24 protein-coding genes and 1 other RNA gene are annotated in these 25349 nt (G+C 58.7%); 14 read left to right on the forward strand and 11 right to left on the reverse strand.

Annotated features, from left to right (window positions below):
* Window positions 1-4: 4 nt before the first annotated feature.
* Window positions 5-99, reverse strand: an RNA gene (gene ffs, locus ABIT76_09750) — signal recognition particle sRNA small type.
* 157 nt (window positions 100-256) lie between these two features.
* Between ffs and ABIT76_09755 the strand changes: the two genes are divergently transcribed.
* The 3 genes from ABIT76_09755 (at window position 257) to ABIT76_09765 (ending at window position 2228) form a co-directional block, all read left to right on the forward strand.
* Window positions 257-1036 (forward strand): hypothetical protein, encoded by a 780-nt coding sequence (locus ABIT76_09755; GenBank protein MEO7933428.1) that lies wholly within the window; start codon window positions 257-259, stop codon window positions 1034-1036.
* A gap of 9 nt (window positions 1037-1045) precedes the next feature.
* A complete protein-coding gene (locus tag ABIT76_09760; protein MEO7933429.1) occupies window positions 1046-1243 on the forward strand; it encodes a hypothetical protein in 198 nt (65 codons plus the stop codon).
* 67 nt (window positions 1244-1310) lie between these two features.
* Window positions 1311-2228, forward strand: a complete 918-nt coding sequence (locus tag ABIT76_09765) for a glycosyltransferase family 9 protein (protein ID MEO7933430.1) — start codon at window positions 1311-1313, stop codon at window positions 2226-2228.
* Here ABIT76_09765 and ABIT76_09770 read toward each other — a convergent pair.
* Genes ABIT76_09770 through mpl form a run of 3 tightly spaced genes read right to left on the reverse strand, consistent with a single transcriptional unit; the run spans window position 2225 to window position 5386 of the window.
* The gene (locus ABIT76_09770) at window positions 2225-3130 is read right to left on the reverse strand and encodes a TraB/GumN family protein (protein MEO7933431.1); all 906 of its coding nucleotides are present in this window, start codon (window positions 3128-3130) and stop codon (window positions 2225-2227) included. The genes ABIT76_09765 and ABIT76_09770 overlap by 4 nt on opposite strands.
* On the reverse strand, window positions 3120-3902 hold the full coding sequence (locus ABIT76_09775; GenBank protein ID MEO7933432.1) for a M14 family metallocarboxypeptidase: 783 nt from the start codon (window positions 3900-3902) through the stop codon (window positions 3120-3122). The genes ABIT76_09770 and ABIT76_09775 overlap by 11 nt, the downstream gene beginning before the upstream one ends.
* Entirely contained in the window at window positions 3899-5386 is a 1488-nt protein-coding gene (gene mpl, locus ABIT76_09780) for a UDP-N-acetylmuramate:L-alanyl-gamma-D-glutamyl-meso-diaminopimelate ligase (protein ID MEO7933433.1), read from the reverse strand. The genes ABIT76_09775 and mpl overlap by 4 nt, the downstream gene beginning before the upstream one ends.
* Before the next feature lie 162 nt (window positions 5387-5548).
* Here mpl and ABIT76_09785 point away from each other — a divergent pair, with 162 nt between their 5' ends.
* On the forward strand, window positions 5549-7006 hold the full coding sequence (locus ABIT76_09785) for a cellulose synthase family protein (GenBank protein ID MEO7933434.1): 1458 nt from the start codon (window positions 5549-5551) through the stop codon (window positions 7004-7006).
* Between the two features lie 67 nt (window positions 7007-7073).
* Window positions 7074-7688, forward strand: a complete 615-nt coding sequence (locus tag ABIT76_09790) for a L,D-transpeptidase (protein ID MEO7933435.1) — start codon at window positions 7074-7076, stop codon at window positions 7686-7688.
* Window positions 7689-7709: 21 nt separating this feature from the next.
* Here ABIT76_09790 and ABIT76_09795 read toward each other — a convergent pair whose 3' ends face one another.
* The gene (locus ABIT76_09795; protein MEO7933436.1) at window positions 7710-8339 is read right to left on the reverse strand and encodes a sigma-70 family RNA polymerase sigma factor; all 630 of its coding nucleotides are present in this window, start codon (window positions 8337-8339) and stop codon (window positions 7710-7712) included.
* A 262-nt stretch (window positions 8340-8601) separates the two neighbouring features.
* Between ABIT76_09795 and lepA the strand changes: the two genes are divergently transcribed.
* The 6 genes from lepA (at window position 8602) to lepB (ending at window position 15817) form a co-directional block, all read left to right on the forward strand.
* The gene (gene lepA, locus ABIT76_09800) at window positions 8602-10407 is read left to right on the forward strand and encodes a translation elongation factor 4 (GenBank protein MEO7933437.1); all 1806 of its coding nucleotides are present in this window, start codon (window positions 8602-8604) and stop codon (window positions 10405-10407) included.
* Window positions 10408-10436: 29 nt separating this feature from the next.
* Window positions 10437-10910 (forward strand): hypothetical protein, encoded by a 474-nt coding sequence (locus tag ABIT76_09805; protein MEO7933438.1) that lies wholly within the window; start codon window positions 10437-10439, stop codon window positions 10908-10910.
* Window positions 10911-10992: 82 nt separating this feature from the next.
* The gene (locus ABIT76_09810; protein MEO7933439.1) at window positions 10993-11733 is read left to right on the forward strand and encodes a phosphodiester glycosidase family protein; all 741 of its coding nucleotides are present in this window, start codon (window positions 10993-10995) and stop codon (window positions 11731-11733) included.
* Between the two features lie 432 nt (window positions 11734-12165).
* Window positions 12166-13113, forward strand: coding sequence for a hypothetical protein (locus tag ABIT76_09815; protein MEO7933440.1), 948 nt, complete (start codon window positions 12166-12168; stop codon window positions 13111-13113).
* A gap of 61 nt (window positions 13114-13174) precedes the next feature.
* The gene (locus ABIT76_09820; protein MEO7933441.1) at window positions 13175-14641 is read left to right on the forward strand and encodes a hypothetical protein; all 1467 of its coding nucleotides are present in this window, start codon (window positions 13175-13177) and stop codon (window positions 14639-14641) included.
* Between the two features lie 54 nt (window positions 14642-14695).
* The gene (gene lepB / locus ABIT76_09825) at window positions 14696-15817 is read left to right on the forward strand and encodes a signal peptidase I (protein MEO7933442.1); all 1122 of its coding nucleotides are present in this window, start codon (window positions 14696-14698) and stop codon (window positions 15815-15817) included.
* 119 nt (window positions 15818-15936) lie between these two features.
* On the opposite strand, the gene ABIT76_09830 is transcribed toward lepB, so the two are convergent.
* Window positions 15937-17184: a hydantoinase/carbamoylase family amidase gene (locus ABIT76_09830; GenBank protein ID MEO7933443.1), complete on the reverse strand. Its 1248-nt coding sequence runs from the start codon at window positions 17182-17184 to the stop codon at window positions 15937-15939.
* Window positions 17185-17286: 102 nt separating this feature from the next.
* Here ABIT76_09830 and ABIT76_09835 point away from each other — a divergent pair, with 102 nt between their 5' ends.
* Window positions 17287-18990, forward strand: a complete 1704-nt coding sequence (locus tag ABIT76_09835) for a GMC family oxidoreductase (GenBank protein ID MEO7933444.1) — start codon at window positions 17287-17289, stop codon at window positions 18988-18990.
* Window positions 18991-19005: 15 nt separating this feature from the next.
* Here ABIT76_09835 and ABIT76_09840 read toward each other — a convergent pair whose 3' ends face one another.
* Entirely contained in the window at window positions 19006-19881 is an 876-nt protein-coding gene (locus ABIT76_09840) for an SPFH domain-containing protein (GenBank protein ID MEO7933445.1), read from the reverse strand.
* A gap of 22 nt (window positions 19882-19903) precedes the next feature.
* Window positions 19904-20923 carry an SPFH domain-containing protein gene (locus tag ABIT76_09845; GenBank protein MEO7933446.1) on the reverse strand — a complete coding sequence of 340 codons (1020 nt, stop codon included), beginning with the start codon at window positions 20921-20923 and terminating at the stop codon, window positions 19904-19906.
* Window positions 20924-20988: 65 nt separating this feature from the next.
* Between ABIT76_09845 and ABIT76_09850 the strand changes: the two genes are divergently transcribed.
* Both ABIT76_09850 and ABIT76_09855 read left to right on the forward strand, forming a co-directional pair.
* The gene (locus tag ABIT76_09850) at window positions 20989-21378 is read left to right on the forward strand and encodes a hypothetical protein (GenBank protein MEO7933447.1); all 390 of its coding nucleotides are present in this window, start codon (window positions 20989-20991) and stop codon (window positions 21376-21378) included.
* A 111-nt stretch (window positions 21379-21489) separates the two neighbouring features.
* Window positions 21490-22491 (forward strand): hypothetical protein, encoded by a 1002-nt coding sequence (locus ABIT76_09855; GenBank protein MEO7933448.1) that lies wholly within the window; start codon window positions 21490-21492, stop codon window positions 22489-22491.
* Here the strand turns inward: ABIT76_09855 and ABIT76_09860 are convergent.
* Genes ABIT76_09860 through ABIT76_09870 form a run of 3 tightly spaced genes read right to left on the reverse strand, consistent with a single transcriptional unit; the run spans window position 22488 to window position 25348 of the window.
* Window positions 22488-23480 (reverse strand): oligopeptide/dipeptide ABC transporter ATP-binding protein, encoded by a 993-nt coding sequence (locus ABIT76_09860; protein ID MEO7933449.1) that lies wholly within the window; start codon window positions 23478-23480, stop codon window positions 22488-22490. The genes ABIT76_09855 and ABIT76_09860 overlap by 4 nt on opposite strands.
* 6 nt (window positions 23481-23486) lie before the next feature.
* Window positions 23487-24470 carry an ABC transporter ATP-binding protein gene (locus ABIT76_09865; protein MEO7933450.1) on the reverse strand — a complete coding sequence of 328 codons (984 nt, stop codon included), beginning with the start codon at window positions 24468-24470 and terminating at the stop codon, window positions 23487-23489.
* Window positions 24471-24472: 2 nt separating this feature from the next.
* The gene (locus tag ABIT76_09870; protein ID MEO7933451.1) at window positions 24473-25348 is read right to left on the reverse strand and encodes an ABC transporter permease subunit; all 876 of its coding nucleotides are present in this window, start codon (window positions 25346-25348) and stop codon (window positions 24473-24475) included.
* Window position 25349 lies beyond the last annotated feature (1 nt).

Here is a 25349-nt window from a genome sequence, read left to right on the forward strand (position 1 = left end):
AAAAAAAGACCAGAGAGCTACGGCAAAGAGAAGCTGGCTACCGTTGCTGCCTTCCGGCCCTGGCGGGGTTTGCCGGTTCGCAGTCCATAGTCCCTGGCAGCGGCAAAGTAGGGAGGAAAGCCGCGCAGGCAACTGTTTTTTAGAAAAAATCGAGCGTTGTAGGTTGTCACCAAAAAAAAACATCGCTTATGATCTGTTTCTGCTAGAAAACATCCCGCTTCACTGATACTTACATTCATTCCCTACCCAGACATCCATGCCTAAGATTCTTCTCATTCTCTCTGTCGTTTTCATGCTCGGTTCCGCCGTGCTCGGTTTCCTTAACAAAGGCAAACTAGACACCGCCGCAGCTGGAGAGGCCACCGCTAAAAACTCCATCGCCGCAGCCACTGCGGAAGCGGACAAAGCGAAGAAAGCCGCCAAGGACACCAGCGAAAAACTCACCGCCGAAACCGCCAAGGTCGCCGACATGGAGCAGAAAGTCTCAACAGCGGAGGCTCAAGGTGCCAAGTCCGCCGCTGACGTGACCAACCTCACGGCCCAGCTCACCGACAAAACCGCCGCCCTCGACGCCGCAAATGCGGAGATGGAAAAACTCAAGGCCGCTCCTCCAGCTCCAACGCCTGAAGCGCCCGTTCCTGACAACGCCGCCCAAGTCGCCGAGCTGACCGCACAAATCGAGGCACTCAAGAGCGAAAAACAAATCATCGGCGACAAACTCGTGTCCGCCGAAGCCAAAACCAAGGAACTCAACGAGGTGGTTTCCAAGACCAAGAACGCCGTTATGACCAAAGGGCTCGAAGGCCAGGTCATCGCCGTCAACCAAGCCTGGGGCTTTGTCGTTCTCAACCTCGGCATGCACAGTGGTGCCGTGGCCAACGCCGAAATGGTTGTCATGCGTGACGGCGACCGCGTGGGCAAAGTCAAAATCACCTCCGTCGAGCCTTCCAATTCGATCGCCGACATTGTTGCCTCCAGCGTTCCCAACGGCCAGCGCGTGCTGCCAGGCGACCGCGTGATTTACGGCGGCAACTAACCGATTCTTATGATTCAGCGCACGGCATTTTTCCTTCTCATTGCAGGCACGGCGACGCTCTTCAGCTCCTGTGCCACCCAGGAAAAGCCCGTTGCGCAAACGCCCGCTTTTGGCGAGCCAACCAGCACGATTCCGTGGAATCAGCCCCAGAAATGGGAAGGCGGCGGCGCTGGCTTCAATGCCATGCGCGGCAACGAAGAGAATTAAGAAACGCCTGCAGATAGCGATGGAACTCGCTTGAAAAGCGGTTCGCTGCGGGAAAATTTCACCCGTCATGTCAGGTCGCATTCTCATCATTCGTGGGGGCGCGATTGGTGATTTCCTCCTCACGCTTCCAGCGATTGGGCTGATCCGGCAGAACCTGCCGAAGACCCGGATCGAAGTCCTCGGTTACCCATCGATCACCCGCCTCGCGCTCAGTCCGAAGTATGCGGACGCGGTGCATTCCATCGAATACGCCCCGCTCGCCGGATTCTTCAGCCGCCGTCTACAGCTTGATCCGGAAATGGTGACTTTCTTTGCCAGTTTCCAACAAGTCATCAGCTATCTCTACGACCCGGATGAGATTTTTGCGCAAAACCTGCGCACTGCCGGAGTCAAAAACCTCCTCACCGGTCCCGGCAAACTGAGCGACGACGCCCACGCAGTGCAACAACTTGCGCGTCCGCTGGAAAAAATGGCGTTCTTTCTGGAGGAACCCACGGCCGAGTTCAATCCGACTCAGACCGATTTGGCGGCGGCAGCGGCGATTCTGCCCGCGCAGCCGTTCATCGCGCTGCACCCCGGCAGCGGGGGCAAAAGGAAAATCTGGCCTCTGGAAAACTGGCGGAAACTCATCGCCTTCCTGCTGGAACACCAGCAGTCCATTCTCCTCGTCGGCGGCGAGGCGGATGACGAAAACATCGCCGTTTTACGATCTGAGTTCCATTTGCCTCTGGCCGATCATTTGCCGCTGCGAACGCTCGGGGCGGTGCTCTCGCAGAGTCAGCTTTTTCTCGGACACGACAGCGGGATTTCGCATCTGGCCGCCGCCGCAGGCGCGCGCTGCCTGCTTCTGTTTGGCCCGACCGACCCGGAAATCTGGGCGCCACTGAATCCGAAGGTGGAAATTATCACCTCGCCTGACGCGACGATGGAAGCCATCGCCTTCGATGCGGTCGCCGAGCAGGTCAAAGTCCTCCTCGCGAGCTAAAGCTGCTCGACTGAATAACCTTCGCTGCGGAGTTGGCGGACGATGCCGCTGCGACCGACCAAATGGCCGCTGCCAACGATGATGAGGACGTTTCCCTTGCCGCCAATCGTCCGCCGAATCGCGGGCATCCAGGCGTTGTTGCGGTCGTCGAAGATGGATTTGTAAAAGCCTTTTTCGTCCTTCGTCGAGTGGTTGATCAACGCATCGAGCGCGGCGGTGTCGCCAGTCTGCCAGGCATGAATCATCTGCCCAAACCAGACGCCGGTGAACGGCAGCGAGCCTAGCGTCGAGCGCAAATAACGATCCGCCTCGACATCGGAAAACTGCCGGAACGGCGCGGTCTGCGCCTGGACTTTTTCGAGTCCGCCGGTGGGTTTGCCGCGCTTCTGAGCGAGCTTGAAAAAATGAAAGTCGAGCCCGCGCTCGCTGTCGTAGCCGTTGCGTTCGAGGTAGAGACTCATCATCAGATCCGAGACGAGCCAGGGCCGCATCGGCTCCAATTTTTCGAGGGGAATCCCGAAATACGGTAGCAATGTTTTCAGCATCGTCAGCGTTTCGAGGCTGAGGTGCTGGCTGAGTTTTTCGCCCTTCGGATAGAGACCGTCTTTGAAGGAGTCGGCCATGGCGTTGTCGTGCTTTTCGTCGCCGAGCGCGATTTCAAAGATGACGCGCTGCGAGTCGTTGAAGGCATGGCAAAGCGCTGGTTTCAGAGGGTAAACGGACTTGGGCAGCACATGGATTGAGCCCATCAGATAGACCGTGTTGGTCGGCGATTGCACGCGCCAGAGGGTGCTTTTTCCCGTGGGCTGCGGGGCGAGGCTGCTGCAGCCGCCACTAAGGAAAAGGACGGCGAGGCCGAGAAAGGAGAGGAGTCGGTTTTTCAGAGTCGAGTTAGATTTCACCGGCAAAACGGTGCTGGCGCAATACGAGTTCGATCGCTGTCTGGATAATGATTCGCTGGGCGCGAATGCGGCGGTCGAGGGAAAATTCAGAGGGCGTTTCGATGGTGAAGCAGGTGTCCACTTTGCCACGGGCGAGAAAGATGGACTCGGGGCCATCGGGCATTTTTCGGCGGGTGACATTGCGATGAAGGTAACCCGGCTGGGTAAACTGGCGACCATCTATCCTACGTCGCGGGTCGCGTGGAAGGATGTGCCGGGCTGCGGCCAAAAGCTGCGGGCTGAGTGGAGTCAGGGCGGAATTTAGCTCGTAAATGTAGATCCCCTGCCCGTCGTAATCCTCGTGGAGAGCGAGCGATAAAATGTAACGCTGACCGGTGATCACGTCGTGCAGCGCCTTGAAAATCGGCAGGCTGGCGTCGTGAAACTGGCGGTTGAGATCGATCCCGCTGGCGTCGGAGCGGCGGTTGTGGGTCAGCCCCCAAGGGTTCAGACACGGGAAAATAGTGAAACGCGCGTGGCGAAACATTTTGGGATTTTTCTGCGCCCACGCCAGCGTGCCCTCGGTGCCGCCCGGTTCGTCGCCGTGAATGCCAGCCGAGAGGTAAATCGACGGCGCGTCCTTCGCGGGACGCCGCGTTTGCAGGACGTAGAGGGGAAATCCATCGTGCTCGGCAAACTGGGTCATCGTCAGGCCCGAGCTTCGCGCGACGGCCCGCCAGCGACGGAGGAGCGTCGGGTAATGATGCGCGAAATGCTGCGGGAGCTGTTTCATTTTGCCGAAAGCGCGGCCAGCAGTTTGTCGTGAATGCCGTCGAACCCGCCATTGCTGAAAACGACAATCACGTCGCCGGGCCGCGTCTGCGGAACGAGATGCGCGACGATGCTGTCGGCGTCGGGCAAATAATACGCCGGAATGTGGCGCGACTGAAGGTCCTCGACGACTTTCTCCGGGTGAAGCCGGTCGGCGGCGGGAAGCTGTTCGAGCCGGGCGACTTGGGAAAGATAAACGCCATCCGCTCCGGCAAATGCCTCGGGCAGCGCGTCCTGAAAAACGGCGCGGCGAGTCGTGTTCGACCGCGGCTCGAAGATGGCCCAGAGTCGAGTTCCAACATATTGATGGCGCAGGCCGGCGATGGCTTGTTTGATGGCAGTCGGATGGTGCCCGAAGTCGTCCACGACTTTGACGCCATTCACTTCGCCGCGCACTTCCTGACGGCGTTTCACCCCGGTGAAGCAGGCGAGTGCCCCGGCGATGACTTCCACAGAAATGCCGTAGCGATGCGCCGCGCTGATCGCCATGGCGGCGTTGCGGACGTTGTATTCGCCAATCAAGGGCAGATGAAATTGATGTCCGAGCAAGGTGAATTGCGAACCCTCCGGCGTGTAACTGACCGCATGAATCGGAATGTCGGCGTCGTCCGCAAACCCGACTCGCAGGAGTGGCGCGGGACAGGTCGATGCGGCTTCGAGGGAATTGACGTCGTCGGCATTGACCAGCACGACGCCATTTTTCGGAACGATATTGAGCAGCCGCCGGAAGCTGAGTTGAATGGAACTCAAATCGTCGAAGATGTCGGCGTGATCGAACTCGATGTTGTTTACGATGACGAGTTCGGGCAGGTAATGGACAAACTTGGAGCGTTTGTCGAAAAACGCGGTGTCGTATTCGTCGCCTTCGATGATGAAATGTTCCGATGGCGCGAGCCGGGCCGACTGGGGCAGGTTCTTCGGAATGCCACCGATCATGTAACCGGGGGCGAGTCCCGCCGACTCGAAAATCCAGGCGAGCAAGGTCGTGGTGGTGGTTTTTCCGTGGGTGCCGGTGACGACGAGGTTCGTGCGGCCACGGAGGAAGAATTCCTTGAGCGTTTCCGGCAGCGAGAGGTAGTAAAGTTTCCGGTTGAGAACTTCCTCGAGTTCGATGTTTCCCCGGCTAATGGCGTTGCCGACAACGATGAGATCGGCGTTTGTGGGGATGTTTTCGGGGTGAAAGCCGGACTTCAAGGCGATTCCGCGCGCTTCCAGATAGGTGGACATCGGCGGGTAAACATTGGCGTCGGAGCCGGTGACGCAGTAGCCCTGCTCTTGCAGCGCGGCAGCGACCGATCCCATCGCGGTGCCGCAAATGCCGATGAAGTGGATGTTTTTTATTGGTTGATGCATGGAGAAAATGGACGACCAGCGGACCGGACGTTGCTCGATATTCAATAGGCCGCCCGGCTTGTCGAGGAGAAGCTTGCTCGCAGAAGGTTCCAATCGTTGAAAAATCCTGGCTCGAAAAGACCGTTTTCCGCTTGACCCCTTCTCTTTACAAGGCATCATACCGCCGACTTTTGGGTCTTTGAGGCCAATGAACTCTCTATCAGTGACATGCATCTAAATACGGGCACAATTCTATGGACTTTCTGCTACTTATCCGTGCTCCTTGGGCTGTCCGCCTATGGGTTGCACCGATATTCCATCATCTTTCTCTTCCTGAAATATCGGAAGCAGGAACCGCGTCCGCTGCGCCAATTTGAGTCGCTGCCGGTGGTGACGGTGCAACTGCCGATCTATAACGAATATTACGTGGTTGAGCGCCTGCTCGAATCCGTTGCGCAGTTGGATTACCCGAAGGAATTACTGCAAATCCAGGTGCTGGACGACTCCACCGACGAAACGGTGGAACTCACCCAAAGCCGCGTGAGTGCGATGCAACTCGACGGCTGGGACATCGCCGTCGTGCGCCGGGAAAACCGGATCGGCTTCAAGGCCGGGGCGCTGGAGGAAGGGCTGAAAACGGCCAAGGGCGATTACATTTTCATCTTAGACGCCGACTTCGTGCCGCTCCCGGACATGCTCCAGAAATCGATCCATTTCTTCACCGATCCTAAGATCGGGATGATCCAGACGCGCTGGGGTCACATCAACCGCACCTATTCGCTGCTGACACGGGTGCAGGCGATGTTTCTGGACGGGCATTTGCTTCTGGAACAAACCGCGCGCTGCCGCAGCGGACGTTTCTTTAATTTCAATGGGACTGCCGGCATCTGGCGGAAAAGCTGCATTACCGAGGCCGGCGGCTGGCAGCACGACACGCTGACCGAGGATTTGGACCTCAGCTACCGCGCGCAGATGAAAGGCTGGAAATTTGTCTTCCTGAAAGACGTGGTCACACCCGCCGAGTTGCCCGTGGACATGAACGGCTTCAAGTCGCAGCAGCATCGCTGGACCAAGGGCAGCGTGCAGACCTGCAAAAAAATCCTCCCGCTCCTCTGGCGCAGCCAGCTTCCGCTCGTCATAAAGTTGGAAGCCACCGCGCACCTAACCTCGAACTTCGCCTACCTGCTGCTGGCTGCACTCTGCGTTTTGCTTCATCCGGCATCCAGCGTGCAGATCAATGGCTGGTGGCATCTGCTCATCATCGACATTCCGATTTTCCTCTCGGCATCGGGCTCCGTGGCGCTCTTTTATCTCTGCGCCCAGATTCATCTGCATCCGAAAACTTGGTTGCGCGAAATGCTTCTCCTTCCGCTTCTGCTCGCCCTCGGTATCGGCATGTCGCTGAACAACGCCAAAGCCGTCCTCGAGGCGATCTTCAACCAGGAATCCGGGTTTGAGCGCACTCCGAAATACGGCATTGAGAAAAATGGCCAGCGCTGGAATACCGCGCGTTACATCCCGATCAAGACCCTCCTGCCGATCATCGAACTCGTGTTTGCCGGCTATTTCACCTGGTTTCTCTGGGAAGCCGTCCAGCGCCGGCAGTTCCTGAACGTCCCATTTTTGCTCCTTTTCCAAGTGGGTTTCAGTTACGTGGCACTCAACTCCCTCCTGCAATGGATGCCACGTTTCACCTTTGGGAAACGTTCCCCGGTTGCGCCTTTACCGGCGTAAACGATTGGAAAAATCACGATTCCTGAGACACAGATCAGGAATCATAGCTGCTTTAAGTGTGTGTGTTATGCAGGGAATCAGAATCCTATTCATCGTTTTACTGAGTGCTGTCGCCGTCCAGGCGCAGGCTTTTTTCGCTCCGGTTCGCGAAGCCATCATCAGTGTGCCCGACCAGAAGCTGGTCGTGATGGAAGGCACCAAAAAAATTGCCAGTTTCCCTGTTTCCACGTCGAAGTTTGGCATCGGCGACCGTCACAATAGCTGGTCCACGCCGCTCGGGTCTCTGCGGGTCGCGCAAAAGATTGGCGATCACATTCCGCCCGGAGCCGTCTTTCGCCGCCGCCAGCCCACGGGGGAAATTTTACAGCCCAATGCGCCAGGCCGTGATCCGATTGTAACTCGAATCCTGTGGCTTACCGGCAACGAAACCGGCAATCGGAACGCCTACGAACGCTGCATTTACATCCACGGCACGACCGAGGAAAAGATGATTGGCAAGCCAGCCAGCTTTGGCTGCATCCGGATGAAATCGAGCGATGTCATCGTCCTGTTCGACATGCTTTCGGTCGGTTCCCAAGTGACCATCGTCAATGAAAACGTCCGCAAAGCGCTTAACAGTTTTGCCTTGGCCAAGCTTCAGCCCATGCAAATGGGAGCGGTGTCGATTACCGCTCCCAAGTAGCATTGGATTGGAAGTCGAAGCTTAGGCAGCGAGACTGGCACCGGTCGTGTCGTTCAACACTTCGCGGAGAGCGCCGGAGAGTTTGCGAACGGCCAAGTCGAGCCGGGTCTTGATCGTGCCGAGCGGGATTTGCATCTTCTGGGCGATCTCGCGCTGGCTCATGCCTTGCAGGTAAGCCCATTCCACAGCCTTGCGCTGGGCTTCGGGCAACTTGGACATGAGGTTCGAGAGTAAACGCTGCATCTCGGCGGATTCGATATCGGCCTCGATACGAGTATGCGTCCAAGAGGCGGGTTGCTTTTCCATGTCGTTTTCGAGGCGATCCTCGGCGCGTTGACGGCACTGGAACTTGCGAAGGCGATCAATCGCGCGGCGGCGGGCGATGGTCATCAACCAGCCTATGACTTTCCCTTTGGCCTCAGAGTAGCGGTCAGCTGACGTCCAGAGATCGACGAAAATTTCCTGAACGACGTCCTCGGCGATGAATTCATCGTGCAGCACGCGGGCCACCTGGGTTTTCAGCATGGAAGCGTAGCGGCGGTGCATTTCCTCAAAGGCACCGGTGTCTTGGTCAACCACAGAGCGCATGAGTTGTTCGTCGGACATTTCGTTAAAGGCGACGGGAGAGATGGAATCGAATGTGTAGAGCATATTGGTTGTCTGTAAGTGGTTTAAGCGGGACAAGTTCTCTTTAGCAGTCGAGGTGCCATGGGCGTTTACGGGGCAGAAGCGTCAAAAGCGGCGCTTTTTGTGTATTGCAAACGTGTCCATGTGTAGCGCATGAATACAATCGGACTCCACCCTGAGGGCCTCATATCCCGACACTCTGGGCCTCCCCGTGCCTGCGAGAGCCATTCACATTGACCTTCCCCGGTCCAGCCGCGATAGTGCGCTCCCTTTTTTCGCTCTCACAATGTCCACCGCCAACACCCGTAATTTCTGCATCATTGCCCATATCGACCACGGCAAAACCACCCTCTCCGACCGCCTCTTGGAGCACACCGGCACCATCCAGGTCCGCGAGCAGCAGGACCAAATGCTCGACGCCATGGACCTCGAACGCGAGCGCGGCATCACCATCAAGTCGCATCCCGTCACGATGCAATACAAGGCGAAGTCCGGCGAAATCTACAAACTCAACCTCATGGACACGCCCGGGCACGTCGACTTCGCCTACGAAGTCTCCCGCTCCCTCGCCGCCTGCGAAGGCGCCCTCCTCATCGTGGACGCCGCCCAAGGCGTCGAAGCCCAGACCGTCGCCAACGTCCACCTCGCGATGAAACAGGGCCTCACCCTCATCCCCGTCATCAACAAGATCGACCTCCCGAACGCCGACCTCCCCACCGTCAAAAAGCAACTCGAAGAAATCCTCGCCATCCCCGGCGAAGAAGCCATCCCCGCCAGCGCCAAAGCCGGCATCGGCATCGACGACATTCTCGAGGCCGTCATCGCCCGCATCCCCCCGCCCGTCGATACCCCCAACGAAAAACTCCGCGCCCTCGTCTTCGACTCCACCTTCGACACCTACCGCGGCGTCGTCGTTTACGTCCGCGTCGTCGATGGCTCCATCTCCGCTGGTGACAACATCAAAACGATGGCCACCAACAAAAGCTACGACGTCAAAGAAGTCGGCATCTTCCGCCCCAGCAACCCCAAAATGTCCGTCCAGCCGCGCCTCGGCCCAGGCGACGTCGGCTACGTCATCGCCAACGTCAAAGACCCCGCCGAAATCAAAGTCGGCGACACCCTCACCAACGGACGCCTCCCCTCCCTCATCCCCCTGCCCGGCTTCCAGATCGTCCACCCCATGGTCTTCTCCGGCATCTACCCCATCAACACCGCCGACTTCGAAGCCCTCAAAATCGCCATGGGCAAACTCCAACTCAACGACTCCGCCTTCAACTTCATGCCCGAAAGCTCCGTCGCGCTCGGATTCGGCTTCCGCTGCGGCTTCCTCGGCCTCCTCCACATGGAAATCATCCAGGAACGCCTCCGCCGCGAGTACGACATGGACATCATCGCCACCTACCCCAGCGTCATCTACGAAGTCCTCCGCACCAACGGCGAAGTCCTCCTCGTCGACAACCCCGAGCACCTCCCGGATTTCAGCGTCATCGAAGAAATCCGCGAACCCATCGTGCAGGCCTTCATCATGGTCCCCAACGAATACATCTCGCCGTTAATGCAGCTCATCCTCGAAAAACGCGGCGTCCTCGAACACACCGAAAGCCTCGATACAAGGCGCGTCATGTTAACCTGCTCCCTGCCCCTCAACGAAATCGTCGTCGACTTCAACGACAAAATAAAATCCATCACCCGCGGCTACGGCAGCATGGACTACGAACACGCCGGCTACCGCGCCGACAAACTCGTCAAACTCGACATGCTAGTGAATGGCGAGCCCATCGACGCCTTCAGCAGCATCGTCCACCGCGAAAAAGCCGAATCCCGCGGCCGCCAGCTCGCCGCCAAACTCAAAGAAGTCATCCCCACGCAACTCTACCAAGTCAGCATCCAGGCCACCATCGGCGGCAAAATCGTCGCCCGCGAAAACGTCAGCGCCATGCGCAAAAACGTCATCGCCAAATGCTATGGCGGCGACATCACCCGCAAACGCAAACTGTTAGAAAAACAAAAAGAAGGCAAAAAGCGGATGAAGAGCTTCGGCACCGTCAACATCCCCCAAGAAGCCTTCATCGAAGTCCTGAAGTCGAACTAACTTAAATGGTATCTACCAAAGAAACTAACATGCAATTATTGAGCAAGGTCATGGTTGCCTTGCTGTTAGTTGTCATGCCGATTCGGGCCGATACCATTGATATTTCCGGAACCGGCTATCAATTTGAATACGATTCGAAAGTTTGGAATATGCTGCCAAAAAGCACGGAAGGTTTATGGTCATTCTCAGACCACCTGCTCTATCTTGATGGCGGTGTAGTGCTTGGCTCTGGAAGTTCCGACGGGGTCACCGCCGAGCAGTCAGCTAACGACATGGCCGAGGTCATGGGTGATGGTTATGGACAGGTAAAAGAAGATAAATCTATCTCTGGTCTGAAAACATTTCGGGCTTCCCGAAAGAAGGACAAAAAAGAAATAATACTTTGTTGTTTGGTGGATAAGCACTCCTCTCTTTTCATCTTTATAGAAGGTGATGCTGTCAGCCTAACGTTACGAAAATCCACAGTTCGTGCTTTTCTGAGCGGGTTGAGTAAGAAAAAGTAATTGACTCCCTCGTTCCCAAACTCCGTTTGGGCACGCACTTGTCCCGGCAACTGCGTTGCCTCCCCATTCGACTCTAACTCCCATGAAAATCCTCCCTCTCATCGGCGCAGCGCTCCTCCTCGGGCTCAGCGGCTCCCTACGGGCCGTCGATTTCAGTTCCACAACCTTCAACGGCAAACGCATCACCGTCTGCCAGGTCGATCTCCGAAAGGGAAACCTCCGACTCTTCCTGCGCGACGAAACAGGCGCGACCTTCAAGCGATTCGACAAGCTGGCGTCTTGGCTCGCAGCCCGTGGCGAAAAGCTCATCTTCGCCATGAACGGCGGGATGTATCATGGCAACTTCGCCCCCGTCGGACTCTTCATCTCCGAAGGCAAAACCCTCGAGGCACTCAACCTCTCGGACGCCCCAGGGAACTTTTTCCTCAAGCCCAATGGCGTCTTCCTCATTTCCAAGAGCGGCGCGAAAATCGTCGAATCCTCCGAGTTCCCGGCCAACGGCAAAGGCGTCCTGCTCGCCACCCAATCCGGTCCCCTCCTCGTCCAACACGGCAGACTCCACTCCGCCTTCCAGTCCGGCTCGACCTCGTGCCTCTTCCGCAATGGCGTCGGCATCGTCAATGCCAACACCGTCGTCTTCGCCATCAGCGAGGAACCCATCAACTTCGACGAATTCGCCCGAGGCTTCCGCGATACATTGCACTGTCAGGACGCCCTTTTTCTCGACGGCACCATCTCCAGCCTCTACTCCCCAGAACTTAAACGCAGTGATTTCCGCATGGACCTCGGCCCCATCCTCGGCATCACCGAACCATCGCGTTAAAATACCCCTCTTTCCCAAACTCCAGTTTGGGAACGCCCTTGTCCCGGCAACTCCGTTGCCTCCCCATTCGCGCATCCATCAGATGGAAACGGAGTCCGAATTGCTTATAAGCTGAACGCGGAACGTCTTTTGGCGGGTCGGGAACGTCTTTTTCCATCTTAGGAACGTCTCCCGGCGGGGAGGGAACGTCCCGGTGGACCTGCGGAACGTCTTTCGGCCCCTCGGGAACGTCCCGGCGCGCTGCCGGAACGTTGTTCGGCCCACTGGGAACGTCCGCGATGGGCCAGGGAATGTCTCCCGCCACTGATGGAACGTCTTTTTTTGTATTCGGAACGTCTTTTTACTCCCAAAAATACATTCCCTCGGCTACAAGCCCTCATCCACACGCACAGTAGACAGATAACCATCTAACTCGGATCAGAAAAAAAACTCATGGAATACTATCAAGCCTATCAGACTCGCGCCACGCAGACGGTCGCCGTCATCAATCAATACATTTCCACGCTCACCGTCGGTGGGTTTACCGTCACCGACCTGTCGAACCAATCCACCGCCCTCGATGCGCTGGCCCAGACTCGCGACAACGCCCTCGCCGATTACGACCTGGCCAACAATGCGGAAAATCAGGGCTTCCTGCTCATCTCCGGGCTTACCCTTTCGCTGCCGCAGTCGGCTGAGGGCGAACTCAGCGACAACATCGAAGCCGAGTCCCCGCTTCTCGATCTGCTCTCCTCGGCCTACGCCATCAAACCGCGCACCACGGCTCTCGCCCTCGACCGCGGCAAGAAAGTCGTCGCCGCCCTCACCAAGATCAACGCCTACCTCGCCGCTCTTCCAACCCCACGCGCTCCCATCACCAGCGGAGGCAAAGGCATGGCCGACCTCAGCGCCGCCATGACGGCTCAACCCCAGCTCGAACAAATCGTGGAAGACCGCGCCGCCGACGTCACTGAAGCCCGTTCCACCCTGCGCAACGCCGCCGTCGCCGTGGACCGTCTGAATAAACGCTTTTACAGCAAGCTCCAGAGCGAAGCGCGCTCCAATCCAGCCCTCGCCGACGCCCTCGGGCAGATCGTTACCGAAGGCTCGAACCTGCCCGGCACCCTCGGCATCCGCTCCCTCCTGCAAGGCGGCACGGATAATTTGCACATCCTCCTTTCCTACGAAAACGCATCCTACGATGGCACCGCCACGAGCACCGTGGAATGGCAGATCGTCGGCACGGATCAGGATTTCGCCCACAGCGTGGCCGCTGATCCGAGTGGCAATGCCCTGGGGCCATTCGTCGCCGGCCAGACGGTGAAACTGCGCACTCGCGTCTCCAACGCCAACGGCACCACGACCGGCAGCGTGCGGACGTTGACCCTCGTCGCGGCGTGACCCGTTGCGCGCACCACAGCCGAGCTATCCCGGGACCAGCGCAGATGAGGCTGTTTTTTCCATGAACGAAACTTCCTCAGCTTTCACCGGCATCCCGCTTTCCCGGCTGGGGGTGGAGGCGTCGCCATCGGGAGTCGGCCCCCGCCGTGTCGTCTCGCCGGTGGAATGGGTGGTGGCCGGGATTATTTTACTCGTTACGCTTTTCCTCATTTTCCCGGAGGTGCGGGGGATGGCGACGATGTCGCTCTACAATGATGAGATTTACACGGTGCAGAAGTTTAGCTCCAAAGGGCCGCGACAGGTGCTGACGGATTATCGCGCTCCGAATAATCACATGTTCTATAACTTGGTGAACTCGGTTACGCGCGGGTCTCGCTCCTGTCTGCCGGGGCGGGCGCGGCTATTTTCGTTCCTGTCGGTGGCTGCCATGGTGGTTTTGGTGGGCCGTTATTTTGTGCAGCAGGGTCGTCCGGTACTGGGGGCGCTGCTGCTCTTCTGGCTTTTTGCCAATCTGACCTATCTGGATGTGATCCTGCAGGCGCGCGGCTACGGTTTCCTGGCGCTGGGGGCGTCGCTTTGCTGCATGGGCACGCTCCGTTATTTCCAGCGGCAGGCCACGCGCGACATTGTGTTGGTGGCAACGGCGGTCTGGCTGGCGACGTGGAGTGTGCCGTCGTTTATTTTCTTTGGCGGGCCGCTTCTGCTGCTGGTGACGGGGGTGAGCCGCGACAAACGCTGGCTGTTCGCCGGAATGATCTGTCTGGTGCTGATCGTGTGTTCGTATTGGGCGGTGCATGTGCAGCTTTTGCACAATGCCGACAATTATGGCGATGAATGGGGCGAGGCGTTTAAGAGTTGGGAAGGGCTCCACTCTTTTCTGAACAAGTATCTGCTCTTCGGCTGGTTCTGGCACTATTCGTGGGTGACGTTTCTGCTCTTCGCCGCGTTGATCGCTGGGGCTCAGGCATTGCGGCGGTCCGAAGGAACGGATCTCGCCTCGCTGCTGATCGGGGCCGCTGTGCTGGTGACGTTTCTGATTTGCCTCAAACTCCGCACGCCGAGTCTGAAGTCGATGTCGTTTATCGTGGTGCCGCTCGCGTTTGTGGCGATGCAGATTCTCCACCGGCTGGTATATCGGGAGGAGGCCGTGCTGGGGCCGCTGATCGCCCATGGCGCCATGGTGATCGGGGTGATCGCGCTGAGTTGGACGATCTGGAGAGGCTTTACCTACGTGCCGATCGAGAACTGGCTGGGCACGGCGCGGAAGATCCAGTCGGAGTTTCCCAAGCAGACGGGCGTTTTGGCTCCGTTCCGTCCTGAACACCTTCGGGCTTATCTGAAGTCGTCCGATTATCCGAAGGTGACGACATTTAACCGCGAGTCCTTTCTGCGCGGAGAATTGGTGGTGGTGGATTCCTCATTTCGCGACCGCGATAATTGGGATGTAAAGGTGCTGCCGAAAGGCTTCCGGACATTCGTAATTCCGCAGCAGCGTGGCGGTTACCAACGGATCTACTATTACAGATAAGGGCTCTGCAACTCCCCTCAGAAAAAGACTTGGCGCACTCGGTTTCTCCAGTCGATGCTACGCGCCTCCATGTTCTTCGCTCCCAAATACGTCAAGCAGGCTCACGAAATCGTTAAAAACGTCACCCGCCTGCTCCATTACAAGCGCGACATTCTTTCCCCGGCGGATCATGCGCGGCTGACGGCCAAAAACCGGGAGTTGCAAGCGGCGGCGCGGGCACGGGATCGCGCGAAAGTGGACCAGATCACGATGGAACTCGACTCGGAAATCGGCAAAGTCGTCCCGACCCCCTCGAACCAGGCGATCCGGGAGAATTGCGAGACGTTTCTCGTGGCCATCGTCATCGCGCTGGGCATCCGGGCGTATTTTCTCCAGCCCTTTAAGATTCCCACCGGCTCCATGCAGCCCACACTCAACGGCGTCATCGGCAAACCGCTCGCCGGCCCGCTCCCCGCCCTGCCGCAACGCATCTGGGAAACCGTCTGGAACGGGCGGAGTTACGTCGATGTCACGTCGGATCTCGACGACACGGTGGTGCAACTCCAGTCGGTGCCGTTTCTCTGGTTTTCCACGTCGAGTGTGATCGTGATGGAGAGCGGGCGGACGTATAAAGTGGGGTGTCCGCCGCAAAACTTGATCACAGATTTTGGCATTCACGCCGGCAAAGAGGTAAAGGCGGGCCAGCCGTTCGTCCACGGCGTCGTCCAGACCGGCGACCAGGTTTTCGTGGATAAATTCACCTATCATTTCCGCGCGCCGAAACGGGCCGATGTCTTCGTTTTCACCACGGATGGCATCCGGGGAATCATGGATGACCCGCGCAGCGGCGGGTTGACGCAGTTTTACATCAAGCGCCTCGGGGCGCAGCCGGGCGACAACGTGAGGATCGACGCGCCAAATCTTTTCATCAACGGCCAGATCGCCAGCGAGTGGCCGTTGCAACGCGTGATGTCGGCGCAGAATGGCTATCGCGGTTACGGAAACATCGGGCCGCTTTTGCTGCGTCATGCGGATGAGACGTTCGATGTGCCGCCGCGCAGCTATCTCGCCCTCGGCGACAATAGCTACAATTCGAGTGACAGTCGATTCTGGGGCCCGGTGCCGGAGCAAAACGTGGTGGGCCGTGGGCTGTTTGTGTATTGGCCGTTTGGCCAGCACTTCGGGCTGATTCGGTAGTCTTCCGGGAGCGCACGCGTCCCGCGTGTTCCAGCGGACGTCCCGTCCGATGGCGAAACCGGCCCTTTCGCGAGACGCAAAAGGGAACACGCGAACCGCATGCGCTCCCGAAAGCCGTTCTAGCTAGACTCCAGCATCCACTGGATGGCTTTGTCGGCTAGCTTGTCGAAGGCGATCACGGCCTGCACGAGGTGTTCTTCCTTGGTGTCCTCGATTTTATTGTGACTGATCCCGTGCAGGCTCTGGACGAACATCATCACGGTCGGAATGCCCGCTCGGGAAACTTCCGCCGCGTCGTGCAATGGCCCCGATGGCATCCGATGGGAGACGCCCGCCGTTTCCTTGATCGCCTCGTCGCAGAGTGCAATGAGACTCGGATGAAACGGCATCGGCGCGATCTGCCAGAGGCGTTCCCAGTGGACTGTGACTCCGCCCTCTTTGGCAAAGCGTTCGCTTGCCGCCTGAGCCTCGGCCAGCATCGCGGCGAGCGCGGGCGCATCGAGGTGGCGCTGGTCGAGGGTGATCCGGCACGTTTCCACGACGCTGGTGACGATCCCCGGCTGCGTCGTGCAACTCCCGATCGTGCAGACGCCGCCATGTTTCTCCGCGATCCGATAAATCTCCGGGCTCATCTGCGCCGCCGCCAGAAACGCGTCGCGCCGACGGTTCATCGGAGTGGAACCCGAATGCGCCGCCTGTCCGTGAAAGGTGATCGCGTGCCGCTCGACGCCAAACGTCCCGAGCACAGCGCCGAGCGGCAGATCGAGGTCGAGGAGCACCGGGCCTTGCTCGATGTGGAGTTCGAGATAAGCGGCGGCGTTTTTGAGCTCGCGGCCCGATTCCTTCACCTTTTCAAAATCAATCCCGTGCCGCGCAATCGCTTCCGGCAGCGGAGTTCCATCCTTATCGACGAGGCCGCGGGCTTCATTCATATCGAGCGATCCAGAGCAGGCGGAGGAGCCGAAAAGACTTTTCCCAAAGCGTGCGCCCTCTTCATCCGCCCAATCTACCAGGCGCACCGTGACGGGAAGCGCGTCACCATATTCGGCATGGAGCCGCCGCAAAATCTCCACGCCGGCGAGGACATTCAGGCAACCATCGAGCCAGCCGCCATTCGGCACGGAGTCGATGTGACCGCCGATGAGCAGCGTCTTTTCCGACGCGCCGCGCAGGGTGCTCCAGAGATTGCCGGCCTCATCCTGATGCAACTCGACTGGCAGCCTGGCGAGTTTTTCCCGGAGAAACTGCCGCGCCGCGCTCCACACCGGAGTGAAGGCCACACGCTGGGCTCCATTTTCATCGCCGGTGAGCGCCCGAAGTTCTTGGAGTTCGGCAATCGTGCGCTGCGGATTCACCGGGCTTTTCATGGCACCAATGCTGCTACATGAGAGGGAAAACTCAACCAATATTTATTTAAATACAATATCGACGAACAGTTGGTTAGGAGCCAGTCTGTGAGAACAACAAACATGTTAACCCAGGCTGGAAATGGCAGTAAAAGCGGCGCGCTGAAAACCGATGTCTGCATCATCGGCAGCGGCCCGGCTGGAATAACGATTGCCCGCGAACTCGCCCGCACGGGTCAGCGCATTTTCATCGTCGAATCGGGCGCGGAAACGGACACGCCGCCCGCCTCGGAACTGAATCGCGGCACGGTGGATTCGCCGCAGGGTTACCCTGCTAATGTTTTGCAAGAGGGACGTCGACGGCAGATGGGCGGCTCGGCCAATCTGTGGAATCACGAGCCGCGCGGGCAGAAGGATAAATTCATCCGCTGCGTGCCGCTCGACGCGGTCGATTTCGAGGAACGCGACTGGGTGCCGAACAGCGGCTGGCCATTTTCCAGAGCCGAGTTGGATCCGTATTACGAGCGGGCGCAGCGGGCGTTCGGCATTGGGGCGTTTGATTATTCGTCGAAGGCCTGGCAGGGCAGCGACCCGGCGGCGCAGGCGCTGGAGTTGGGTGGAATGGAGAGCTCGGTCTCGCAGTTTGGGTTGCCGCGCCACTTTTTGCAGGACGCTTTTGCGGAACTTGGCCAGGCGAAAAACGTCCGCTTCTTTCTGCAAACCAACCTGCTCAGTCTGGAGCGGGAAGCGACTTCGGGCCGGATCATTTCCGCAGAAGTATCGGACTCGACTGGCAGCCAGTTTCGGATCCAGGCGGATACGTTTGTCCTTGCAGCGGGCGGACTCGAAAACCCGCGCATCCTGCTGCTGAACGACGCGGCGCAGGCGGGTGGTCTAGGCAACCAGAACGACATGGTGGGCCGCTGTTTCATGGATCATCCGTCGATCACGCTCGGCACATTGCTCCCGCACTCGGCTGCACTTTTTGACCACGCCTGCTTCTACGATCAGCGCGTGGTCAATGGCCAGCCGGTGATGGGAAAACTCCAGCTTCGCTCCGACGTGATGCGTCGGGAGAAGCTGCTCAATCTCTACTCCGTGCTCGTGCCGCGCTTCCGCGACCTGCATTCCAATCTGCCGTTCATCCTCAAGGAATTGCTCATCAAAGGGCCGCAGTTTCTCTCGCGTCAGCGGCACTTGAACGATTGCCATCACACTCCCGATCAGCATCCCGAGGCGGCGTTGCCGATTCGTCAGCGGCTGCTCGAAGGTTATTTTTCCGAGTGCTACTGCGGCTGGTCGCAACTCGGAAACAAGGCGAAGCGGTTCGGCGATTTCCGCGTGCGCGCATTGGTCGAGCTGGCACCGGACCGCGACAATCGCGTGATGCTCGGCGAGGAGACGGATCGTTTCGGCCAGCCGAAAATGAAGGTCGTCTGGCGCTGGAACGAACTCGACTTGCGCAGCATTCGACGCACCCAGGAAATCTTTCGAGACGAGCTGGCGGCCATCGGGAAATTCACGCCCGTCGAGGAAGGGACGCCGGATTTTCCCCGTTCCTTTTACAGCACGCACCACTTCATGGGCACCACGCGGATGCACGACGATCCGAGTCAGGGCGTGGTCGATGCGCATTGCCAGTTGCATGGGACAAAGAATCTTTTCATCGCCGGCAGCTCGGTGTTTCCGACCGGCGGCTGCGCGAACCCGACGCTCACCTTGGTCGCGCTGGCCATTCGTCTGTCGGATCATTTGAAATCCAGAACGGCAGCGATTTCGGTGAAGCCGGGTTTGAGCGAAGTCATCCCGGTCACGGCCGTTTCCTGAGTTGAAGTCGACTCGTTAGACCGCTGGCTTTTGCGCTGCCAGAACCTGCGGCAGAAACTCGCCACCGGCGGGCACGAGCGTGATGTCGGCCTTGCTCGCCACGAGACGCTCCACTTCCAGCACATCGAAGAGCACTTCGGCCACCCGTTTATCCTGGGAGATTTGCTCCAGCGCGCCGCCGACGATTTGCGGGCGCAATGCCGCGGCCTTGGCAAACTCGATCGCCGCCTGACGTTCCGCCGTGCTGGTGATCACGCTCACTTGGTTGGCTCCGTCCTGCTTGATCGCCGAGGTGACCTGACGCAGGCGGTTGACGACTTTGCTTTCGATCTGCTTGATCATCTCGAAGTCGCGGAAATGGACTTTGCGGATATAAACCGAACCCAGCTTGTAGCCCCATTCCTGCGAGGACGCGGTCACTTCCTCACGGACGGTCAGGCTCATTTGGTGGCGGTTTTCCAGCATGTCGCCGAGTTTCATATTGCTCAGGCAACGCACCGTCGCACTGCTGACATTGGCAGCGAGAGAGCCGCGCGGATTGGCGTTGCGGAACAGATAAGCCACCGGGTCGCTGACGAACATTTCATACCAGATTCCGATGCCCATCGGGGCGCCTTCCTCGGAGTTCACCGGCTGGCTGCGCAGATACGCCTGGTCGAGACGCAGGTCGAGGACGTGACATTTCCCCAGCCAATGCACGATGAGCGCGGCGGGTCCGAGCTTGAAAAGCAGGATATGAAATCCCGGCTCGTCGAGGATACCGATGACCTTGCCAAAGAGCACGTAAACGTGGGCGCGGCGCTCCTCGATAATGACGTAACCGCCGAGCAAACGCAGCACGGCCAGAAACATCGGCATGGCGATGAACATGCCAAAGAAGGCGACTGCCATCGCAATCAGAAAATAAGAAAAACTATTCACGTTCGACCTCCAGGATGGCGCGTTTGGCGTTGTCAAACAGTCGCAGGCGCACGCTGCGGCGGTAGGATTCGAGGGCGTTTTTGCCTTTGGCTTTCAATTCCTGAAGCTGGTTGGCGAGCGCCAGAAGCGGCTCCAACTCGGCTTGCACTTTGAGCGTCTCGATTTCCACGGCGCGCTTCGAGAGGACGATCTTCTGGTCCGCCGAAGCGTGCGCGAGACTGATGTCGGAGGAAACGTGGTTGTGCGCGGTGTTGATCGCGGCCAGAGCCGACTCGACCTCCGGCGGTGGGTCGATGCCGGTGATGAGCGACGCCTCCAGTTGAATGCCGTAACGCGCCGCCGACGTGCCGCATTCCTGCTCCATGCGGTCGTTGAGATCGCGCAGGTTCTTGCGCAAGTCATTAATGGAAACCCCGGCGATGCTGAGGGTGTTGGCGGGGTTGGCCTCCTCGACGATGACGATGGGCGGCGCCTCGAAATTTGCGATGCGCTCGCGGAGAACGCTGATGAAATAACCCATCACGTGGATGATCGGATTGCGCACGGCGAAGAGGTAGGCGTAGAGGTTGCGCTCGTCGGCTTTGTAGCGAATCTGGCCGGTGAGCCCGGTGTTCAGTTGATCCTTCGTCACCGCATCCAAGATGGTGCCGTTCTGGTTCGCCTCAGGCGTTTCCAAGTCGTAGGCCATGCTGATCGTCTGCGTGGCGATGGGCACTTTATAGACGCGCTCCCACGGCCATTTGAAATACGGACCGCCGGGCGGGATGACGCGGAGTTGCGGGTAATTGTAGCGCTCGCGTTCCTCGGCATTGAGCCCCGCCGCCATCGGATCGCTCCCGGTAAAACCACCGAGCCGCTGGGCGCGACCGAAGCTGGTTTTCACCGCCCGCTCGCCTTGGTTGACGGTGTAAATGCCCGCCGCCAGATAGCGCACGAGAAACCAAAGAACGAAACCAAAGAAGAGTCCGGCAGGTATCATGATGTGCGAGTAGTAGGACGATGCGGATGGCATTCCAAGCACCTTTTTTCACCGGAAAGATCATTGACCCTTCGCACTGTCACTGGTTGGTTGCGGGGATGTTGCGCTCGATCGGAAATGCCCTCGCCTTGCTGGCGCTCATTTTCATTTGCGGGCTGCACCTGGCCGTTTTGCAGGGTGTGGCCTCGATGCGGATGGTGGTGAATTATTCCAAGTCCGCCACTTTTTCCGAGGGCCTTATTAAAGCGCTGGACGGCGAACATCCCTGCGCGATGTGTCTGAAGATTCGCAAAACCCAGGGCGACGAGAACAAGAAGTCTGAGGCCATCGGCTACTCGCAAAAGAAATCCGAGGCCGCCATTCTCCTCACTTCGGCCCAGGTTCCAGTTCCATTGGTATCGCAGTCGGACTACGCCGGTTTCGTAGAGAAAATGGGCAGCCGCACGCTCAAACCGGCATTACGCCCACCGCGAAACGCGGACGTCTAACCATTCCGTTCTGCTTTCCCAGCATCGCTGCCGTGCAGTGATGTTAGTGCCCGCTCATTCTGCGGGTGCGCCGTGCTTTGGCACATCCACATCTAACTCCTTTTTTTAATTATGAAACTTTCTCTATTCCTCACATTCATTCTTCTCAATGCCTCCACCCAAGCCTGCGACCTTTGCGGGTGCTACATCTCCACTCTGCGAGCGGCCAGATCCACCGACCACGGCTTTCAGGCCAGCGTCGCGGAGCAATTCACCCATTTCGGCTCCATTCGGATCGACGGCCATGAAGTCGCGGACCCGAGCGGTCAATATCTGGATAGCTCCATCACGCAGCTCGTCGTTGGCCAAAGCTTTTTGCGGAACCGGCTCCTGCTCCAGACGAATCTCCCCACCATTTACCGCGACTATAAACGCCCCGACGGCGACGGCGTCGAGCGCGGTCACGAATCTGGTTTTGGCGACGCCTCGCTCCTCGCCAGCTACGAGGTTTTTCGCCATGCCTCTCAGAACGACAATCCGGAAGAACCGACCCATCAATTCCTCTTCACCACGCGCTTAAATGGCGGCATCAAATTTCCCACGGGCGACGCCCATCGCCTGAGCGAAGAATTTGCCGAGGGTCATGAGGCTGAGCACGCCGATGACGCCGAGCATTCGCACGAGGCGGCCAGCGGCATCCACGGCCACGATCTCGCGCTCGGCACCGGCTCTTACGACGCGCTTTTTGGAGGGGAAATTTACGCACGCATGGACCGGTTTTTCTTCGAAGCCGATGCGCAATTTACCCTGCGCGGCGATGGCCGGTATTCCTATCATTACGCCAACGATCTCACCTGGAGCTGCGGGTGGGGAGGTTATTTGCTAGAGCGTCGGGACGCCTCGATCACTCTACAGGCCGTCGTTTCTGGAGAGTATAAAGACACCGATCGTTTCCAAGGCCGCGTGGCCGAGGACACCGGCATCACGGCGGTGTATCTGGGGCCTAAAATTGTGGCTAGCTACAAACGCGTCACAGCCGAGTTAGGTTTCGATCTGCCGGTGCTGCTCGACAACACCGCCTTGCAAATCGTCCCCGCCTACCGCCTGCGCGCGGCGGTTAGTTTCCATTTTTAGATCTCCCCGACGCGGATGCAGGCGGCGAGTTGATGCGACACGTATTGGATCAACGGCGGCACGCGGCCTTTGCAGGGCTCGATGGCGTAGGGACAACGCGGATGAAACGGGCAGCCGGCGGGCGGATGGATCAACGATGGCGGATCGCCACTGACGATGATCCGCTGGCGCAGTCGTTCGCGGTCGGGATCGGGAATCGGGATCGCGCTGACGAGGGCGCGCGTGTAGGGATGGAGCGGTTTTTCGACGACTTGCACGACAGGTCCTATCTCGACGATGCGCCCGGAATACATCACGGCGATGCGGTCGCTGATGTGTTTCACGACGGACAAATCGTGCGAGATAAAGATCAAAGTCAGCCCCATTTCGCGGGTGAGCTGGGCGAGCAAATTGAGGATTTGTGCCTGGATGGAAACGTCGAGCGCGGAGACGGGTTCGTCGGCGACGATGAGCTGCGGCTTCACCGCCAGGGCGCGGGCGATGGCGATGCGCTGGCGCTGGCCGCCGCTGAATTCGTGCGGGTATTTATTCATCGCGCTGGCGGGCAAACCGACCTTCGCCATCAGCTCTCGCACCGCTGGTTCTAACTTCGCGCGCGGGATGCGCTCATGGGCGGTCATGGCCTCGGCGAGCGTGTCACGGACGGTCATGCGCGGGTTGAGCGTGGCGTAGGGGTCCTGAAAGATCATCTGGAACTTCGCCCGCTCCCGGCGCAACCGGCTGCCGGAGAGTTTCCCTAGGTTTTCGCCGCCGAGAACCACTGTGCCGTCGGTCGCGCGGAGGAGTTGAATAATCGTGCGCCCGAGGGTGGATTTGCCGCAGCCCGATTCACCGACGAGACCGAGAACCTCGCCTTTTTGCAGGGTGATATTGACCCCATCGACGGCTTTGACCGCGCCGGTTTGGCGTTTGAAGAAGAGTCCGCTCTCGACTGGAAAATGCATTTTCAGGTCGCGGACTTCGAGGAGCGTTTCGGGTTTTTTCGCCATAACGATCTAACTCAACTGGATTTCGCCCTGCTGCACGCGCAGGCAGGCGCTGCCCTGGCCGGGCCGGGTTTCGAGCAATTGCACAGGCGTCTCCCGGCATTTCTCCAGGACAAATTCGCAGCGCGGCGCAAACGGACAACCGGGCAGCGGCTGGGTGAGACTCGGCGGCGCGCCGGGGATGGTGAATAGCTCTTTTCCCTTCGGCTGAAGCGCGGGGATGGATTTTTGCAGGGCGCGATTATACGGGTGCTGCGGCTGGTAAAAAATGTCGCGCACGGAGCCGGTTTCGACGATCCGCCCGGCATACATCACGAGCACGCGGTCGCAGAAATTGGAGACGATGCCGAGGTCGTGCGTGACGAAGATCACGGCCATGCCCTTGCGCTTTTGCAGGGCGCGAATGAGTTCGAGAATTTGCGCCTGCACGGTGACGTCGAGCGCGGTGGTCGGTTCGTCGGCAATGAGCAATTCGGGCTGGGTGATCAGCGCCATGGCGATCATCACGCGCTGCCGCATCCCGCCGGAAAATTGGTGCGGATAGAAGCGAATGCGTTTCGCCGCGTCCTGGATGCCGACTTCCTCCAGCGCGGCGATGCCCCGGCCGACGGCGGTTTTGCGGTCGATTTTTTCGTGGATGAGGAGTGGCTCGATGAGTTGATCCTCGACCCGCAAATAGGGGTTGAGCGAGGTCATCGGGTCCTGGAAAATCATCGAGATGCGCTTGCCGCGAATCGACTGCAACTCCGCCCTCGACGCGTGCAGCAGGTCAGTGTCGTAAAAAAGCGCGCTGCCGTTTTCGATGCGGCCGGGCGGTTGCGGAATCAGGCCCATCAGCGAGTAGCAGGTGACGGATTTGCCGGAGCCGGATTCACCGACGATGCCGAGAGTTTCGCCGGGTTCGAGCGAAAATGAAACGTCGCTCACCGCCCGCACGATGCCCGCGCGCGTGTGAAAATGAGTCGTGAGATGGCGAACGTCGAGCAGTGGCATTGTTAGTCTTTGGAGGCTCGCGGGTCGAGGGCGTCGCGCAGGCCGTCGCCGAAGAAGTTCAGGCTGAAAAGCGTGAGCGAAAAGAAAATGGCCGGGAAAGCTAGTTGCCACGGGTATTCCTCAATGGCTGACGCTCCCTCTTGAATGAGTACGCCCCAAGAGCTACGCGGCGGCTGAATGCCGAGCCCGAGAAAGCTCAGGACGCCCTCCAAAAGCATGACGCTCGGGATGGTGAGCGTGGCGTAAACGATGACTGTGCCCATGACGTTGGGGATCAGGTGGCGGAATATGATGCGGTGCTTGGGGATTCCCAATGCGATGGCGGCCTCGATGAATTCCTGCTGGCGCAAACCGAGCACTTGGCCACGAATGATGCGGGCCATGGTGAGCCATTCGACCGCGCCGATGGCGACGAAAAGGAGGACGAAGTTTTTCCCAAAGAAGACCATCAGGAGCACGACAAAAATGGCGAATGGCATGGCATACATGATCTCGACGAAGCGCATCATGACGGCGTCGAGTTTGCCGCCGAAATAGCCGGAGATGGTGCCATAGAGCACGCCGATGGTCAGCGAAACGGCGGTCGCACAGAGGCCGACTAACATCGATACCTGGCCGCCTTTCAGCACACGAACGAAGAGGTCTCGGCCCAAATTATCAGTTCCCATCCAATGCGCGGCGCTGGGAGCTTGCGCGGCGATCTGGAGATTTTGATCGGACTCGCGATAGGGAATAATCAGCGGCCCGAGCACGCAAACGAGCGCGATGAGCAGGACGGTGATGCCGCCGAAGACAGCGAGTTTGTTTTTGAACAAACGATGCCGCGCGTCGCTCCAGAGCGAAGTGCCGGGTTCTGCGATTTCGGGTTCGATCACCATG

Source organism: Chthoniobacterales bacterium, assembly GCA_039930045.1.
Classification (GTDB): Bacteria; Verrucomicrobiota; Verrucomicrobiia; order Chthoniobacterales; family DASVRZ01; genus DASVRZ01.

What these genes read in the sequence shown, in the direction of transcription:
- ABIT76_09850 (MEO7933447.1), top strand. Translation starts at nt 20,989, where the DNA reads ATGTTGCGCTCGATCGGAAATGCCCTCGCCTTGCTGGCGCTCATTTTC.
- ABIT76_09860 (MEO7933449.1), bottom strand. Translation starts at nt 23,480, where the DNA reads ATGGCGAAAAAACCCGAAACGCTCCTCGAAGTCCGCGACCTGAAAATG.
- ABIT76_09840 (MEO7933445.1), bottom strand. Translation starts at nt 19,881, where the DNA reads ATGGCAGTCGCCTTCTTTGGCATGTTCATCGCCATGCCGATGTTTCTG.
- ABIT76_09820 (MEO7933441.1), top strand. Translation starts at nt 13,175, where the DNA reads ATGAACGAAACTTCCTCAGCTTTCACCGGCATCCCGCTTTCCCGGCTG.
- ABIT76_09845 (MEO7933446.1), bottom strand. Translation starts at nt 20,923, where the DNA reads ATGCCATCCGCATCGTCCTACTACTCGCACATCATGATACCTGCCGGA.
- lepB (MEO7933442.1), top strand. Translation starts at nt 14,696, where the DNA reads ATGCTACGCGCCTCCATGTTCTTCGCTCCCAAATACGTCAAGCAGGCT.
- ABIT76_09795 (MEO7933436.1), bottom strand. Translation starts at nt 8,339, where the DNA reads ATGCTCTACACATTCGATTCCATCTCTCCCGTCGCCTTTAACGAAATG.
- ABIT76_09775 (MEO7933432.1), bottom strand. Translation starts at nt 3,902, where the DNA reads ATGAAACAGCTCCCGCAGCATTTCGCGCATCATTACCCGACGCTCCTC.
- ABIT76_09755 (MEO7933428.1), top strand. Translation starts at nt 257, where the DNA reads ATGCCTAAGATTCTTCTCATTCTCTCTGTCGTTTTCATGCTCGGTTCC.
- ABIT76_09870 (MEO7933451.1), bottom strand. Translation starts at nt 25,348, where the DNA reads ATGGTGATCGAACCCGAAATCGCAGAACCCGGCACTTCGCTCTGGAGC.
- ABIT76_09830 (MEO7933443.1), bottom strand. Translation starts at nt 17,184, where the DNA reads ATGAAAAGCCCGGTGAATCCGCAGCGCACGATTGCCGAACTCCAAGAA.
- ABIT76_09855 (MEO7933448.1), top strand. Translation starts at nt 21,490, where the DNA reads ATGAAACTTTCTCTATTCCTCACATTCATTCTTCTCAATGCCTCCACC.
- ABIT76_09815 (MEO7933440.1), top strand. Translation starts at nt 12,166, where the DNA reads ATGGAATACTATCAAGCCTATCAGACTCGCGCCACGCAGACGGTCGCC.
- ABIT76_09765 (MEO7933430.1), top strand. Translation starts at nt 1,311, where the DNA reads ATGTCAGGTCGCATTCTCATCATTCGTGGGGGCGCGATTGGTGATTTC.
- lepA (MEO7933437.1), top strand. Translation starts at nt 8,602, where the DNA reads ATGTCCACCGCCAACACCCGTAATTTCTGCATCATTGCCCATATCGAC.
- ABIT76_09865 (MEO7933450.1), bottom strand. Translation starts at nt 24,470, where the DNA reads ATGCCACTGCTCGACGTTCGCCATCTCACGACTCATTTTCACACGCGC.
- ABIT76_09805 (MEO7933438.1), top strand. Translation starts at nt 10,437, where the DNA reads ATGCAATTATTGAGCAAGGTCATGGTTGCCTTGCTGTTAGTTGTCATG.
- ABIT76_09760 (MEO7933429.1), top strand. Translation starts at nt 1,046, where the DNA reads ATGATTCAGCGCACGGCATTTTTCCTTCTCATTGCAGGCACGGCGACG.
- ABIT76_09835 (MEO7933444.1), top strand. Translation starts at nt 17,287, where the DNA reads ATGTTAACCCAGGCTGGAAATGGCAGTAAAAGCGGCGCGCTGAAAACC.
- ABIT76_09810 (MEO7933439.1), top strand. Translation starts at nt 10,993, where the DNA reads ATGAAAATCCTCCCTCTCATCGGCGCAGCGCTCCTCCTCGGGCTCAGC.
- ABIT76_09790 (MEO7933435.1), top strand. Translation starts at nt 7,074, where the DNA reads ATGCAGGGAATCAGAATCCTATTCATCGTTTTACTGAGTGCTGTCGCC.